The following is a 15504-nucleotide window of genomic DNA, read 5'->3' as shown; positions in this document are numbered from 1 at the left end:
ACTATATTATACATACGTGCGTTATATTGTACAATTCTTTCGGAGGAAAAAATGGAAAATATCCAAAAAAATATTGGGAAAAATTTAAAAGCAGTTCGGAATAATCGAGGCATAAGCCTTGATCAAACGGCCAGCCTTACCGGCGTCAGCAAAGCGATGCTCGGCCAGATCGAGCGAGGCGAATCCAACCCAACCGTTACCACCCTCTGGAAAATTGCCACCGGGCTCCAGGTGTCTTTTTCTTCGCTTATAAACGACGAGCCTGCAGATATTGCGTTTGTGCCATTGCAAAATGTTTCCCCTGTCATCGAAAATAACGGCGACTACCGCGTTTATTCAATTTTTTCCTTTGATCCTAGAAAAAGGTTTGAAATATTTATTGTTGAAATGGACAGAGGCAGCATCCATACTTCCGAACGCCATAACGAAGGGGTCGAAGAATATATTACCGTCATGAACGGAAGCCTTGAAATGCTTATCGGCGACAATACATACCAAATTGAGGCTGGTGGTTCGATCCGGTTCACAGCAAATAAATCACACACCTATAAAAACTCCGGGGAAGAGATGATCAGGTATCAAGCTGTCATGTATTATCCGTAAAAGCTTGATCCACCGCCCTAAACCTCGTTTAAATCCCGCCAAATAAAAACACATGGTCCACTCCCATGTGTTTTTGTTTTATATCAAGACTGAGCGGTCGCTGTTAATTTTTTCACCGCGGATGCGCTGGAACTCCTGGAGCAATTTATCGACCGTCAAACCGCTTTTTTCACTGGAATTCGCTTCAAAAATGATCTGGCCCTGATCCATCATAATAAGCCGGTTTCCGAGATCGAGAGCCTGCTGCATATTATGGGTAACCATTAACGCCGTCAATTTATGTTCGGATACGATCTGTCCGGTTAAGCTCGTAATCAGCTCTGCCCGGGAAGGATCAAGTGCTGCGGTATGCTCGTCGAGAAGCAGCAGATCGGGCTTCGTGAATGTCGCCATTAACAGGGATAATGCCTGGCGTTCGCCGCCAGAAAGCAAACCGGCTTTTGCCTCGAGCCTGTTTTCCAGCCCGAGCTGGAGCGTCTCAAGCACTTCTTTAAAAAACTGCCTCCGCTTCTTTGATACTCCCCGCCTAAAGCCGCGTAACGCTGTTCTTGCATAGGCAATTGCCAGATTCTCTTCAATTGTCATCCCTGGGGCGGTGCCGGCCATCGGATCCTGGAAAACCCGGCCAATTCGTTTCGCCCTTTTAAATTCCGGTTCATCAGTGACATTATTCCCATGAATATAAACCTCTCCTTCATCAGGTGCATACTTGCCGGAAATAATGTTCATTAACGTCGACTTACCTGCACCATTGCTGCCGATTACTGTCACAAAATCACCAGGGACAAGATGCAGATCGATATGATCGAGAGCAATTTTTTCGTCAAGGGTCCCTTCATTGAACACTTTAAATATCTGATTTAGCTGCAGCAACATGTTCACCACCCTTCTCCACGACGTTAAACTCTGCCTTTCGGCTTTTGATTCGTTGCCTTCTCCGCTGTTTCTCCTTCTGGTTTTCTATCAATCTCGGAAAAACTAGCGCACAAACAACGATAAACGCGGTGATTAATTTCATATCGCCAGTATCTAAAAATTCCACCCTTAAAGCAATCGTTACGATGATCCGGTACAGAATCGCACCGCCAATCACGGCCAAAGTCGCCCTGACAATGTTTTTTGCTCCGAATACCGCTTCACCAATGATGACTGAAGCGAGCCCGACAATGATCATCCCAATTCCCATTCCAACGTCACTATAGCCAGAATACTGGGCAACCAATGCACCTGAAAAAGCGACAAGTGCATTGGAAAGCCCCAATCCTAGTACTTTCAAATAGTCCGTGTTAGCAGAAAAGCTGCGGATCATCATTTCATTATTACCGGTCGCCCTGATCGCCAAGCCGAGATCCGTCCTCAGGAATAAATCAATTCCGAGCTTAACAATAAGAGCCAGCACGATCATAACGATCAAGATTCCCCATGTATTTGGAACAAAGGCAGATAAACCAGCGCTGTTCAGCAAAGTTTGCATGCCATCGTCTATCCCGAGGCTTTTCCAAAAATCCCTGATCGCTGTGATCACCGTAGATTCCGCTAAAAGCGGTACATTGGATTTGCCCATAATTCGCAGATTAATAGAATAGAGGGCAATCATCATTAAAATTCCTGATAACAATGCATTAATTCTCCCTTTTGTGTGCAACAGACCGGTGATGCATCCAGCTAAGAACCCCGCCAGTATCGCAGCGGCCGTTGCCAAAAAGGGATTCGTTCCTGAGACGACCAACACTGCAGCCACAGATGCCCCGGTAACAAAACTTCCGTCAACTGTTAAATCAGGAAAATCCAATATTCTGAAGGACAGATAAACCCCCAAAGCCATAATCGCATAAATAGCACCTGATTCGATCGAACCAAATATGGCTGTAAACATAAAATTCTTCCTCTCTATTTCGTTTAAAATGTTATTTTACGAACTCTGCAGTTTCTTTCCATTCTTCTTTGATTTCAATATTCATGTCTTCAGCAGCTTTCTCATTGATTACGAGCTTCAATTTTTGCGGATATTGAACGGGAATCTCTGCAGGCTTCTTCTCACCTTTCAATATTTGTGCCGCCATCACACCAGCCTCGTGACCGATATCAGCATAATCGAATCCATACGCAGCAAAACCGCCCCGCTGCACGGAATCCAGTTCTCCGACAAATAACGGGATATCATTATCATTCGCGGTTTGAATCACCGATTCAAGTGCCGAAACGACGGTGTTATCTGTAATGATATAAATCATATCAGCCTTGCCGACCAATGATTCAGCCGCCTGTTTGACTTCAGAAGAATTGGACACGGTCGCTTCCGTTAATTTCAAATCGGTATCTTTGAGCGCTTTCTTAACCAAATCGATCTGCGCAACCGAATTTTGCTCACCCGAGTTATAAATGACGCCGACTGTTTCTCCGTCCATCTGCTCGCTCATGAATTTGACCGTATTCGGAATCGCATCCGGGTGTGTATCGGTCGTTCCGGTAATATTTTCCCCAGGCTGATCCATTGCCGCAACCAGCCCTGCACCAACAGGATCAGTCACAGAAGTAAACACAATTGGAATCTCTTTAGTAGCATTTAATGAGCTCAGCGCACTTGGAGTGGAGTTTGCGAAAATTAAATTAACCCCGTCTCCCGTGAAATTATTGGCAATCGTTTGACTATTACTTTGATCACCCTGGGCAATCTGCACATCGTATTCAACCTCGACATCATTCTCTTCAAGCGCCTTTTTAAATCCTTCAAACGCGGCATCAAGGGAAGGATGCTCGACAATTTGCGTAACGCCAACCTTAAAAGCATCATCCCCTTTAGGCTGCTTTCCACTTCCGTTTGTACTTGTAGTGCCGCACCCGCTTAATAACACTAAAGCCAACAATCCGCTAATGCCCCCGAATACCAATCTCTTTTTCATTTTCAGTTTCCCCCTCAATCATCACTTTCGCGCTTTTATGCTTTTATGTACTAAATTATATATGTAAGTTTAGCTATTTTACAAGTATTTTCGTGGAATATGCAATAATTTCTATTGGTGGATGTTATTCAGAGGATGGCAAACCACTTTTAGGTGTTAAAGCGACCGCGACTTGAATAAAACCAGCTGCAAATTTGCTTTTTTTTGTCTTTTTAGAATGATATGTTTGAATTTGATAAAATCATAGTTATTAAACGGCGAATTTTCCCTAAATATATCTATTATTTACCACAAAATAACTATTATGGGTAACAGCCCAAAATAATTAAGCGAAAAATCGGGGGAATTAAGCGAAACGACTCGGGAATTAAGCGTTTATTCCAATAATTAAGCGGAAGTCGGCTTTATTTAAGCGAAACCGTTTTTTGCACAGAAATTCCGAATAAAAAACACGACAGAATCGTGTTTTTTATTCTCCCTTGTATTCAGGTTTTCTTTTTTCACTAAACGCCTGTAGCGCTTCGAGCCGATCAGCAGTTGGAATCGTAATTTCGTAGGCTTTTCTCTCAATTTGCATTCCGGTTTGCAAATCGGTGTTCATGCCGTTCTTGATTGCAAATTTCGCTTGCTGCAAGGCAATCGGGCCGTTGTTAAGCATGCTCTCAGCCATTGCAAGGCAATCCGCCTGCAATTGTTCCCGTTTGGAAATTTTATTTAAAAGGCCATACTCGTATGCTTCCTCTGAAGTGAGGCGGCGTGCCGTTAAAATCAGCTCAAGTGCCTTTGACTGTCCGATCAGGCGGGGAAGCCTTTGCGTTCCACCTGCTCCGGGGATAATGGCCAGGCTTGTTTCCGTCAATCCCATCTGCGTGCCCTCTGCTCCGATTCGGATATCGCAAGCTAAAGCGAGTTCCATCCCACCCCCAAAAGCATAACCGTTGATTGCTGCAATTGTCGGCTGGGGCAGCTGGTCGATCAGGTTGAACACTTCATTGATTTTATACAGATTCCGCTTTACTTGCTGTTCTGTTAATGTTTTACGCTCTTTCAAATCGGCTCCAACAGAAAACGCTTTGTCACCTGCTCCTGTAAAAATCACAACGCGAATCTCTTTATTGACCCGAATTTCTTCCGCTACCATTTGGAGCTCTGCAAGTGTCTCATAATTAAACGCATTTAAAGCATCCTCTCGATTTAATGTCACCACAGCAATATGGCCTTCAGTCGTCATTAACACAGACGGCATAAACAAATTTCCCCCTTCTTTTTCAGTGCTGTAACAAAAATTCGATTCCCCCTATTGAAAACCCTTCCAAAAAATCACAAAAAACAAATGGGTCTTTTATAGCTGTAAACAATGTGTAGACTTTGGAAACAGGCTACCTTTTTACATACGCCATCCTTTTCCTCCTCTATCTTTGACTGACTAAATAAAAAACCTAAGCATATCGTCAAAGAAACAGATGACTAAAATATCGATGATTAATGTAATCAAAATAATTTTTTTGCTTTGTAGAAACCAGGTAAACATCAATAATAAAAAGGATAAAGGAATGTAAAATAAAATCAAACTTGCGCGAAGTCCCTCGAATTGTAATCCAACGGGAACTTCCGGAGAAAAGTGTTGAAAAAAATCATATGTAATTAATCCAAGTATAATTACTCTTATGAAGAACATCAGGAATGTAATTGTTGAAAAAAATCATATGTAATTAATCCAAGTATAATTACTCTTATGAAGAACATCAGGAATGTAATTGCTTTTTTTAATAAATAAAGCTTCTTAAACGGTTTAATATTACCCACCTTCTTTATAAATAACAAGAAAAAACATGATTTGCTGCCGGACTTCATTTCTCAACTAATTTTTTGAAGACTTTTTACTTGAACAAAGTTAGCCTTCCTATTGATGTTTTTCAATATAGTGTTTATATCAAGATTCCCGTCCATTGCCCGAATAAATTGATCTTTTCCGTCAAGGTGAAATACTTCATTTTTTCCTAAATAAAGCTGTCCACAAATCAGAAACACCAAAAAGGGAATTTGGCTGTGTGATTTCCTTCATTTTACGGATTTCAACTGCTTCAAAATCTTTAAAGATCGCTGTTAATTTTTCTTCTGTAAAACCCAGCCCGCCTTTAAGGCTGCGCAACCGGTATACTTCCCAATCTGTGATGTCTGATCCGCCCAACCGACCGCCCTGGACAAAAAACGTAAGGGCAAAGAGACCATTTGGTTTTAGAGCGGTCTTTAACAAATTGATATAGCTCATCCTCCTGTGCGGCGCGATATGATGAAAACAACCTGAATCATATACGAAATCATATGCACCTTCTTCAATCTTCAGTTCGAAGATGTTTTTCAACATGAAATTTATGTCAAGATTCCTTTCTTTCGCCCGTTCGGCTCCCCACTCAAGTCCCTCTTGTGAAAGGTCTACCGCATCAACAGAACAACCTTTTTCAGCCATATAAATGGCATTCCTGCCAGGACCGCAGCCAAGTTCAAGCACTTTCCCGGGACCAATCAGATTTTTTTCAAAATAACTTACTAAATTTTCATCAGGACAATTCACAAAAAACGGTATGCCTCGCTCCCGCTCAGAATAAAAAGTATCCCAATTAAAACGAGATTCTTCTTTTAATAGAGCATCAAGCATTTCCAACACATCATCAAAGTTATCAATAGATTCTCTCAAAAATATCGCCTTCTTTACAATTATATTTTCATCAATATAATTGTACTAAAAATTACCATCATTTTTGTTGCAATAGTATTAAAAAACTCCGGTTGAATTCCCCCGCAGAGATGCTGCTTCATGTTATATTTTTATTTCAATTATTAGCTAATAAGGAATTGTTCCTGAACAGTGGTAAGGAGCTTGTAAAGCCCTTAAAAGCTGTAAGAAATTTTGATTCCACCAAAGATTATTACAAATATTACGATTATGTAACAAAAATCATCTACCAAAGTTCCTCTTAGTTCATGCCTTAGCTTATCTGATAGGTGCGGGACTTTTACTCGGAATGATTTATTTTATAAACGATCCGTCCCGGACCGAAGCATTAAATGGAATATTAAAAATCTGGACGGTTGTGTTAAGTGTTGATTTCCTCATTTCAGTCAGCAATTTTATTTGCCCAAAAAGAGAAAAAGCTAAAATCGGCGCTTAAGTTTTCGACTACTGCTGACTTTCAATTTTCTATTCCTGGGAGTAATAACACTTGAAAGTAGTACACATTACAAAAAAACGCCCTGAAGCCGGACACCAATGGTCCATGCAGTAAAAGTTTCAAAGGTGTCGATAATCCACCACCGAGCGCGTAAACTCAAGTGTGGATTTTTTTCCGGTTATATGACTGGCTCTTCTTTAGTAAATGACAAACTTCAAACACCTAAACATTGTTTCCAGCAACATTCCCTTTCCGCCGTTGCCTCAGATATGGATATACGGATGCCCTACGGGCGATCTTGCGATTGGACTTTACCGCAATGCACGGTGAAGGAGATTAGGAACCAGAAGTAATGTTTTCCTCATTAAATGAATTTTTAGAGTATGTATCACGAAAAAATCCCCGGTGATGGCACCGGGGAATCGTCGTTTTATTTACTTGTACTCCAATGTCAGGTTGCTGATGACTGGGTAATGGTCACTCGGAAATTGGCCGTTCTTTTGATAATCAATGATTTCTGTTGAGTGGGTAATTACATTTCCTTTTGTTAAGATCCAGTCAATGCGGTTTTTACCACCTGTCGGATCACGGAAACCGTTGAATGTGCCGAGATGGTCGTTGATTTTCTGCTCGGCGGACTCCATCGTATCTACAAATGGGCCTTCGTCTGTCAGGATTTGATGAGGTCTCGTATCAGGGGCAGTATTAAAATCTCCTGTCAACACAACCGGCAATGCAGGATCGAACGCTTTGATTTTTTCCACAATCAAGCTGGCGCTTTTCTCTCTTGCTTCTACGGAACGATGGTCAAAGTGTGTGTTCACAAAGTAGAATTGCTTGTCCGTTTTTGTATCAAGGAACTTTACCCAAGTCACCATACGAGGAATCGTGTTGCCCCATGACTTGGAACCAATCACTTCCGGAGTGTCTGAAAGCCAGAAGTGGTCGTATTCTAATGGTGTAAAGCGGTTTTTGTTATAATAGATTGCCATGAATTCACCTTTGCTGCCACCTTCGCGGCCAAGGCCAATCCATTCATATTTAGGCAGATCATCTGCGACTTCAGCAACCTGTTGATATAGAGCCTCCTGAGTCCCAAAGATATCCGGCTGCTCCATGCGGATCAACTGTCGAACGGTCGGTCGTCTTTCATCCCATGTGTGAGGTGACGGATCGATAGTGTTTTCATACCTAAGGTTATACGTCATCACCCGCAAATTCATTTCTTCAGCTTCACCCTCGCTGGCAGATGCCTGTCTTCCCGGAGCAGCTGAGAGCGTGCTTCCGACAAGAAGTAACGCAAAAGACAACAAGAAAACCAATCTTACAGCTTTTTTCACTGTTTTTCCCTCCTTGTTTTGTAATTGGTACAAAACAAGGGTAACGAATGAATGTAAATTTAAAGATACATTGGTATAAATATAGTTTTAATGATTGTTAAGAGATTCTATAAATCACAGAAACTACTAATCAAAAGCAAAAGAACACCTATGGCATGATAGGAAAGTGTTCTTCATTTGTAGATTCTCTTTGCTTGTATGATGTAGCGATCCGGTGCATCCCCCAAATAATCGAACGGGTAACAGTGGTCAAGGTCAACTGTTCCGTTTCGGTTGGAACGATCACGCTTTGGTCTTCCGTATGGGTGATCCACTTTTTTTCTACGGCGTACACATACAGTGTTTTGTTGAATTCGACGACAATCTCATCTCCCGCAGACAAATCCAGTCCATCGAAAACCGTATCCCTGTGCCCGCTTAAAACAACATGCCCTTTTTCCCTGGAATAACGGTGTATCGCTTATCAGAATACATTCCGACGCCTTTCTTTAAACTATCTTCGTCGGTGCCCCAGTAAACAGGGAATTTCTTATTCATCTTTGGAATCATTAATACCGCGATTTGCTCGCCCTTCAAAAGACCAGCAAGCAAATTTCTATACAAAGAGTGGACTTCTTACAGCGACAAAGAATGGCTCATGGATTCAACTGAATTTCCCTGCGGAGCCTATAATTGAAAGTGAGTATCCTTCGGAACTGATTGAAGCTTTAAATATCAGTCCTATTTATGTGGGTCGAAATCGGTTTGACTATTTTATTAAAATCGAGTCCGAAAATGTAATCAAGAATTTAAGTCCTAACTTCTCTTTGTTGGGGACGATTCAAACCAGAGGGATTATTGTCACAAGCAAGTCAAATGAATTCGACTTTATTTCGAGATGCTTTTTCCCAGCAGCAGGGGTCAATGAAGATCCCGTTACTGGCTCAGCTCACTGTGGTCTTGCTCCTTATTGGAGCAGAAAATTAAACAAAACTGAAATGTATGCTTATCAGGCTTCTGCAAGAGGTGGCGTGCTTAAAATCAATTTGCAAAACGACAGGGTTGTAATGGCGGGACAAGCAGCTACCGTTATGAAAAGTGAACTATTAATCGTTTAAAAGCAAAGCTTATTAGCCATTGGCTTTGCGAAAATGACTAACCAATTGCCCCATCTGGCCTCCGTTAGTTTCGTGCGTATACCCCTAACTTTCCTGTGACTTAACCAACTTTAATAGGGCTTATATGAATGCCTTCACGGTCGTCCCAGTCGGCGTAGAAGATATCTTTTTCACTGTCATAGCCTTGCGCGGTTAATTGCTTATGTAGCCATTGTTGATCAAATCCGCGTTCGTGTAGATTATCCCATATTATTTCCCCGTCAATAATCAAGGTGGTTGGGAGGTCTACTGGGCTATCGGGAAGATTGAGATCTTGCCTGTCCGGTTTTTGGTACTTGGATTTTAATAAGGTGCTTATATGGCCGTTTGGTTCCAGTATTCCATATTTCACTTCACGTACTGAAAAAATATTGGCTTGACGCAGCAAGCTCGACAACTGATTCACATCCAATTTATTCTTTTTAAGCATTTTTCGATCGATAATCCCATCGCGAACAATAATGTCAGGATTGCCTTCAAACACAGAGCGGGATGATTTCTTTTTTAAAGTGATATACTCCACAGCCAACATGAGCAGTGTCCACAATCCGACAGCATAAAAAAAATAGAAGATCCCAATGCGGTCTTCATAAATAGTGTCTCCTAAAAAATCCCCGAGCAGTAATACAAAAACGAAGTGAAAAGGAGTTAATTGATAAATGGATGTTCTGCCTGTTATGAAAATGATAAAAAATAAGGTAACAAAGCCGATGACGACTTTGGTTGTCAGCAAAACAATATTAACTTCTCCCACGTTGTTTCCCTCCACTTTTGATTCAGAGTTATCAAACATATTATGGCTAACATGTGGAAAGATATACCTCTAAATGAACTCACGTTTGATAACTAAACACCAGACATTTAACCCAATATCCATTTTATTAGCGGTTAAGCTATGTCCACAGTGCAAGTCCTGAAGTCCCCTACAAGTATGGAAGCCCTTTTTAATTCTTTGTTCAGAAATTGTCCAACCCGCGACGTTTCTCTTCCCATACAATGTAGTATTCAAATCAAGGAGGTGGACTTAATATGGGTGAAAGTTATGGATACGGAGCAGGTTTTGCTCTCATCGTCGTTCTGTTTATCCTTCTAATCATTGTTGGTGTTGCGTTTGTTGGTGGTGGATATTAATGCACTGCCTATTTCCTAAGTGCACAACGAAGGATAGTCGAATAGGCTATCCTTCGTTGTTTTGCATCCAATTTATTCGGTTTTTCAAAATAACAATAAATAAACGAAATGTGGGAAATATTAAAAAAGAGTTTTTTAATGACACAAATGGCTAAAGACATTCTGTCGGTATCATAAACTTACAACATAAGGATAAATCCAGTTATATATAGCTATACGCAAGGATACTCCGCAGAGACTTAAGGTTTAGGGGAAATAATACCGGTGCATTATAAAAAAATATGAGTTGGAGAGGTATCCTTAATTATGAAATTCATATGGTTTACCAAACTGTTACTAATCGCACAACTTGTCAATTTTCCTGATAACCTAATGATCACCCAGCAAGGCCAGACGATTTTCTCCGTCAACCGAAATGAGTTTGTGATCCCCACTGCTGGTCAGCCAATAATTGATAGTTACAAATACCTTCAATTTATCGAAAAATTAGACCGACGAGTTTATCAGGAGCCAGAAAATGCAAAAATCGATGTTCAAGAAAATATTGTGTCAGAACAGATCGGATATAAATTGAACCAACAAGAATTCACAAATCAATTTTTGATTTATGTTTTCGGTAATGGCCCAGCTAAGATAGAAGTTCCGACCCTTTCCATATACCCAAAAGTGGACAGTGAATTGCTTTCGTACATAAGAGAACAACAGATAGGCCAATACCAGACTTATTTTAATAGCAACAACAAAAATCGTGCGCATAATATCTCCCTTGCCGTAGAAGCTCTAAACAATCATATATTATTCCCGGGGGAGATGTTTTCATTTAATCACGTCGTTGGCAAGAGAACCACCAAACGGGGGTATTTAAAAGCACGAGTCATCGTCAAAGGCGAATTTTCCGAAGGAATTGGGGGCGGAATTTGTCAAGTCTCTTCGACGTTATTCAACGCAGTAGATAAGGCTGGAATGGAAATTGTTCAACGCTATTCCCATAGCAGGCGAGTTCCCTATGTTCCACCAGGAAGAGACGCAACGGTAAGTTGGTATGGTCCTGATTTTCAATTCAAAAACAAGTATAACCAGCCCATCCTGATCCGTGCTAAGGCACAAGGAGGCACGGTTGTTATTAAGATTTATTCCTCAGATGCAATTAATGATGACCCGGGAAGTCACCCTGCTTTAGCCATTAATTTGCAAAAGATGAAATAACTTTTCCGCAGTTAATATGAAGCTACCTTGAGAAAACAGTTAAAAACAACCTGATTCCTTAAGGGAACAGGTTGTTTTACGATTAACATTTAGACTTACATATACCGTTAATATCCCCAGCATATAGTACCAATGATTATCAATAGAATAAAAGATCATATCGGAAGCTCCATAAAAAAATTTTCCAGCACTAGAAGGTTTAAAGTAGATATTTTCGCTAAAGCCATGAATATCATCATTTTCGATATACCGTTACATTTTTATTCATTGAGTGATTTAACACAATCATCGATTCCATTTTTTCATATATTATAAGATAATCAACAAAAGTTGTGATATTAAGACATGAGCGATTTGAATAATATTTTGGCTGGTGAAGCTTCAGTTACTAAATTGTTGATACTTTGATATTGGTTACCGTAGATAATACGATTCTAAAGGATGTAAGTGATTAGAACGAGTGAGTTTTGTTCACATGCAAGTGTCTTTATACTCCTGTCAGTAAGTAAGCAATACGGTTATTATATTGGAGGTGAATACATGCCATTTTATCCACCTAATGCAAGACGAAGGGTAACCAATAGAAGGAATTCTGGCCCGTTTCAAAACTATATACCGCATTCAAATCCCAGACCGAGACATGGTTCTTATTCAACACAGGGTCTCCCGGCAGGTATAAATAAAATAATGTCGCATGCTGGGAAAATAAGAAACGGTATGAATATGGTGAATCAAGTTCGTTCTATATTATCGTTTTTTAAGTAATGGATGGTTAGAATTATACTGTTAGAAGGCACTTAAACCTTTGCAAATATTTGCAAAGGTTTAAACAGTTCTTGCTCATCTAGTCTACATTTATACGTGATATTCATACAGGAAATTTTAGATGAGGAAATTTTAAATGGCTGTTAGTCGTCTATGCCTAAAAATATAATTACCTATCCAAATGCTCCGATTATGAGTACAGTCATCAAGATTCGTTCTTTTAAAAACAAGGAATTAAACCCAAAAGACTTTTGAGTTTTGGAGTGTGGAAGCGATTAAGAAATGCGTGATGTGTGGCCTCGGGATTGCACTGCTGCCATCGATTACGGTCCAATCAGAGTTAAAAGAAAAAAAGCTGCATGGAATGTTAACAGATAAAGCACGGATTGCACGCAAGTAGCCTACCATAAAAACAAATATCTCTCGCCAGCGATGACAAAGCTGTTAGCTCTTGTCCGGGAGCATGCTGCGAGATGGAAATGATATATGCCCATATGTTCTCCACTTTAACCAGGCTGGATTTTTTATTTCTTTTTTTCGAAAAGGGTGCTATTTCCTTAGTTAAACAGCCTTTTTCCCTATTCTTAAACAGATGTCCAACCCTCTAAGCTTCTTTTCCATACAATATACTATTCGAGCTAAGGAGGTGGGCATACTATGAGTGGTGGCGGTGGATATGGAGCAGGTTTTGCTCTAATCGTCGTTTTGTTTATCCTTTTAATCATCGTTGGTGTTGCTTTTGTTGGAGGAGGATACTAAACATTAGTTATCAAACTACCTATTGGCAATTCCAAAAGAGGATAGTCAATCTGACTATCCTTTTTCTGCTTGAAAATCTTATATTAGACCTTTAATCAGCTCCGAAAGCCTTATTAATCCCTTTTGTAATTCATTGAGCGGTGCATACGAATAGGACAGCCGCAGATGTTGCTGGTCATTTCTGTCGTAAACATTTCCCGGGTTTAGCAAAATCCCTTCTTTCAAGGCCTCTTCAAATAATTTTCGGTATGAAATGGGGAGTTTGATCGAAAGCCATATGTAAAACCCGCCTTTGGGAATAGTCCAGCTTGCCAATTCATGAAAATGTTTATTTAAAATATCAATTGTCAAATCCCGGCGGAATTTTAATTCGGCCCTTATTTGCTCAACATGTTCCTCATATAAACCACTTGATAACCATTCTGCTACTGCAAATTGGGATAAGGAACTTGATCCATAATCTGTTTGCATTTTAATATCGGCTAAACGATCGATGACAGGCTCAGGGCCAACAACCCAGCCAATTCTTAAGCCAGGCCCGAGCGTCTTTGACATGCTTCCCATATACAGGACAAGCCCTTGTTTGTCACTTGCTTTTAACGGGCTGGGCGGAGGACTATCAAACCATAAATCTCCATATACATCATCTTCAAGAATCGGCAGCCTTTCTTTCTGGCAAACGTTCAATAGATCATTTCGCCTTATTTCCGACATCACGATCCCGGTTGGATTGTGGAAGGTTGGGATCGTATAAAGCAATGCCCCGTTATGCTGCCTCTTCAATTTCCCAAGCGAATCTATGATCATTCCATCGTTATTCATAGGTATCCCGAATAAATTCATGCCCGATGACTGGAACACCTGGATTGAGTTAAGGTATGAAGGAGTCTCTAGGAAAATCGTCGAACCGCGGTGCAATAGTCCGAGCGAGATCAATTGCAAACCCTGCAGCCCTCCAGATACAATCAGGATTGATGAAGGCGAAGCCTCAATCCCCTTTTTCTTTAAATATCGGCTGATCATTTCTCTTAAGTATAAATTGCCTTTTGGTTCAGAGTATCCTAACGAGAATGTACTCGACGAATTGAAAATATCCTTCATCCGCTCAGAAGGCAACAATTGCGGAGCCAGCTCACCTGTACCAAGCCGGATCAAGTTCGGGTTTTTTTCGGCTTCATTAATTTCCTGGATGGTCCTGATGTTGGGGTGATAAGCTCCCGACTGTACATAGCTATTCCAATCAGGCGGCGGAACAGAAGCGAGCAAATTCCAGCTATTATTGATCACGACCGTACCTTTGCCTACTTTAGATTCGAGTAATCCATCTGCCGCTAACTCGCCCAGAGCAAACACAACGGTACTTCGATTCACTTTGAACTTATTTGCCAGGGTTCGCTGTGGCGGTATCTTCGTACCAACCGTCCATTCGCCAGCCATTATTTTTCGTTTCATATATTCGTATATTTGTTGATGGAGCGGGATTAACGAAGCTTTAACGGGCAGCCACTCTTCATCAGGCATAACAGACACACTCCTGTAGTTTTTTATCATTATAAGCGATTGGTTGGATAAAATACCATCCAATTGGTTGGAGACATCAGTAAAGCAATCTACTAAAATAAAACCATTAACAACCAGGAGGCGCAGGCAATGACAGCTGCAATAATTCATGGAATGATTTTAGCATTTGGCTTAATTCTCCCTTTAGGAGTACAAAATGTTTTCGTGCTTAATCAAGGAGCCGTTCAGCCAAATTTTATAAGAGTATTACCAGTCATCATTACTGCATCAATATGCGATACTTTATTAATTTCATTAGCGGTTTTAGGGATATCCGTTGTGGTGTTCGGATCATTTTGGTTGGAAATGATCCTGCTTACTGTCGGTATTGTTTTTCTGATCTACATGGGATTTGTTACGTGGAGAAGCAAACCAGGCAGCGACCAGTTGGAAGCGTCGCAATCCTTTTCAGCGAAGAAGCAAATTGTCTTTGCGATGTCAGTGTCGCTGCTGAATCCCCATGCCATCCTCGACACAATCGGTGTGATCGGAACCAATTCGTTACAATACGCCGGAGTTGAAAAAATGGTGTTCACATTGGCATGCATAACGATCTCATGGCTATGGTTTTTCGGCCTCGGCATCGCTGGCCGGCTGACAGGCAAACTAGCGAAATCAGGTCGTTTTCTGGTCATTATCAACAAAGTTTCAGCCTGTGTGATTTGGGGGACAGCGGTTTATTTAGGCATTTCTCTTATAAAATAATCACTGAAACTGGACATTATAAACATTTGTTTTGGCCAACGATGCCGGGAACGAGGGCTAAAAGCCAATTTATACGAATCCGGCTTACAGGAGCTATCTTTGCCGTATAAATATGAGTCTATCATTATTCCAGGCGGTTCATTTTTATTGATTGAAAAACGGTTTGAGTCAAGCATTTGTTGGCGGAATTTATTTCCACCTAAAACGTGTAAGCGGATTCATG

16 protein-coding genes and 1 pseudogene are annotated in these 15504 nt (G+C 40.8%); 8 read left to right on the top strand and 9 right to left on the bottom strand.

What is annotated here, in order from left to right:
• The first annotated feature begins 51 nt into the window (after positions 1–51).
• On the top strand, positions 52–603 hold the full coding sequence (locus tag CVD23_RS02955; protein WP_101576269.1) for a helix-turn-helix domain-containing protein: 552 nt from the start codon (positions 52–54) through the stop codon (positions 601–603).
• A gap of 78 nt (positions 604–681) precedes the next feature.
• Here CVD23_RS02955 and CVD23_RS02950 read toward each other — a convergent pair whose 3' ends face one another.
• From CVD23_RS02950 to CVD23_RS02930, 5 genes are all read right to left on the bottom strand, one after another.
• A complete protein-coding gene (locus CVD23_RS02950; protein ID WP_101576332.1) occupies positions 682–1476 on the bottom strand; it encodes an ABC transporter ATP-binding protein in 795 nt (264 codons plus the stop codon).
• Positions 1451–2479, bottom strand: a complete 1029-nt coding sequence (locus tag CVD23_RS02945; protein ID WP_101576268.1) for an ABC transporter permease — start codon at positions 2477–2479, stop codon at positions 1451–1453. The genes CVD23_RS02950 and CVD23_RS02945 overlap by 26 nt, the downstream gene beginning before the upstream one ends.
• 31 nt (positions 2480–2510) lie before the next feature.
• The gene (locus CVD23_RS02940; protein WP_101665141.1) at positions 2511–3506 is read right to left on the bottom strand and encodes an ABC transporter substrate-binding protein; all 996 of its coding nucleotides are present in this window, start codon (positions 3504–3506) and stop codon (positions 2511–2513) included.
• A gap of 469 nt (positions 3507–3975) precedes the next feature.
• A complete protein-coding gene (locus CVD23_RS02935) occupies positions 3976–4752 on the bottom strand; it encodes an enoyl-CoA hydratase-related protein (protein ID WP_101665140.1) in 777 nt (258 codons plus the stop codon).
• Positions 4753–5496: 744 nt separating this feature from the next.
• Positions 5497–6165 carry a class I SAM-dependent methyltransferase gene (locus CVD23_RS02930; protein WP_373270831.1) on the bottom strand — a complete coding sequence of 223 codons (669 nt, stop codon included), beginning with the start codon at positions 6163–6165 and terminating at the stop codon, positions 5497–5499.
• Positions 6166–6466: 301 nt separating this feature from the next.
• Between CVD23_RS02930 and CVD23_RS02925 the strand changes: the two are divergent.
• Positions 6467–6679: pseudogene (locus tag CVD23_RS02925) on the top strand (hypothetical protein); the annotation flags it as partial.
• A gap of 434 nt (positions 6680–7113) precedes the next feature.
• On the opposite strand, the gene CVD23_RS02920 reads toward CVD23_RS02925, so the two are convergent.
• Together CVD23_RS02920 and CVD23_RS02915 are read right to left on the bottom strand one after the other, a co-directional pair.
• On the bottom strand, positions 7114–8019 hold the full coding sequence (locus CVD23_RS02920) for an endonuclease/exonuclease/phosphatase family protein (protein ID WP_180955503.1): 906 nt from the start codon (positions 8017–8019) through the stop codon (positions 7114–7116).
• A 148-nt stretch (positions 8020–8167) separates the two neighbouring features.
• Positions 8168–8476, bottom strand: a complete 309-nt coding sequence (locus CVD23_RS02915; RefSeq protein ID WP_101665139.1) for a sortase domain-containing protein — start codon at positions 8474–8476, stop codon at positions 8168–8170.
• 82 nt (positions 8477–8558) lie between these two features.
• On the opposite strand from CVD23_RS02915, the gene CVD23_RS02910 reads away from it, so the two are divergent.
• Positions 8559–9116 carry a PhzF family phenazine biosynthesis protein gene (locus tag CVD23_RS02910; RefSeq protein WP_245917340.1) on the top strand — a complete coding sequence of 186 codons (558 nt, stop codon included), beginning with the start codon at positions 8559–8561 and terminating at the stop codon, positions 9114–9116.
• Between the two features lie 100 nt (positions 9117–9216).
• On the opposite strand, the gene CVD23_RS02905 is transcribed toward CVD23_RS02910, so the two are convergent.
• Entirely contained in the window at positions 9217–9909 is a 693-nt protein-coding gene (locus CVD23_RS02905) for a DUF421 domain-containing protein (RefSeq protein ID WP_101665138.1), read from the bottom strand.
• Between the two features lie 275 nt (positions 9910–10184).
• Between CVD23_RS02905 and CVD23_RS02900 the strand changes: the two genes are divergently transcribed.
• The 4 genes from CVD23_RS02900 to CVD23_RS02890 all read left to right on the top strand — a co-directional run bounded on the left by CVD23_RS02900 (position 10185) and on the right by CVD23_RS02890 (position 13016).
• Entirely contained in the window at positions 10185–10286 is a 102-nt protein-coding gene (locus CVD23_RS02900) for a YjcZ family sporulation protein (RefSeq protein WP_101576261.1), read from the top strand.
• Between the two features lie 306 nt (positions 10287–10592).
• Positions 10593–11492 carry a VanW family protein gene (locus CVD23_RS02895; protein ID WP_101665137.1) on the top strand — a complete coding sequence of 300 codons (900 nt, stop codon included), beginning with the start codon at positions 10593–10595 and terminating at the stop codon, positions 11490–11492.
• A gap of 1030 nt (positions 11493–12522) precedes the next feature.
• Positions 12523–12657 carry a hypothetical protein gene (locus CVD23_RS22265; RefSeq protein WP_257985631.1) on the top strand — a complete coding sequence of 45 codons (135 nt, stop codon included), beginning with the start codon at positions 12523–12525 and terminating at the stop codon, positions 12655–12657.
• Positions 12658–12914: 257 nt separating this feature from the next.
• Complete coding sequence (locus tag CVD23_RS02890; protein WP_101576259.1) at positions 12915–13016, top strand: YjcZ family sporulation protein; 102 nt, start codon at positions 12915–12917, stop codon at positions 13014–13016.
• A gap of 78 nt (positions 13017–13094) precedes the next feature.
• Here CVD23_RS02890 and CVD23_RS02885 read toward each other — a convergent pair whose 3' ends face one another.
• Positions 13095–14537: an aminotransferase-like domain-containing protein gene (locus CVD23_RS02885; protein WP_101576258.1), complete on the bottom strand. Its 1443-nt coding sequence runs from the start codon at positions 14535–14537 to the stop codon at positions 13095–13097.
• A gap of 129 nt (positions 14538–14666) precedes the next feature.
• Here CVD23_RS02885 and CVD23_RS02880 point away from each other — a divergent pair, with 129 nt between their 5' ends.
• Positions 14667–15281 carry a LysE/ArgO family amino acid transporter gene (locus tag CVD23_RS02880; protein ID WP_101576257.1) on the top strand — a complete coding sequence of 205 codons (615 nt, stop codon included), beginning with the start codon at positions 14667–14669 and terminating at the stop codon, positions 15279–15281.
• Positions 15282–15504: the final 223 nt, after the last annotated feature.

Origin of the sequence: Bacillus sp. V33-4 (genome assembly GCF_002860225.1) — a bacterium.
Taxonomy (GTDB): Bacteria; Bacillota; Bacilli; order Bacillales; family Cytobacillaceae; genus Bacillus_BJ; species Bacillus_BJ canaveralius.
The sequence above is the reverse complement of the archived record's forward strand: the minus strand, read 5'-3'. Positions and strand labels throughout refer to the sequence as shown.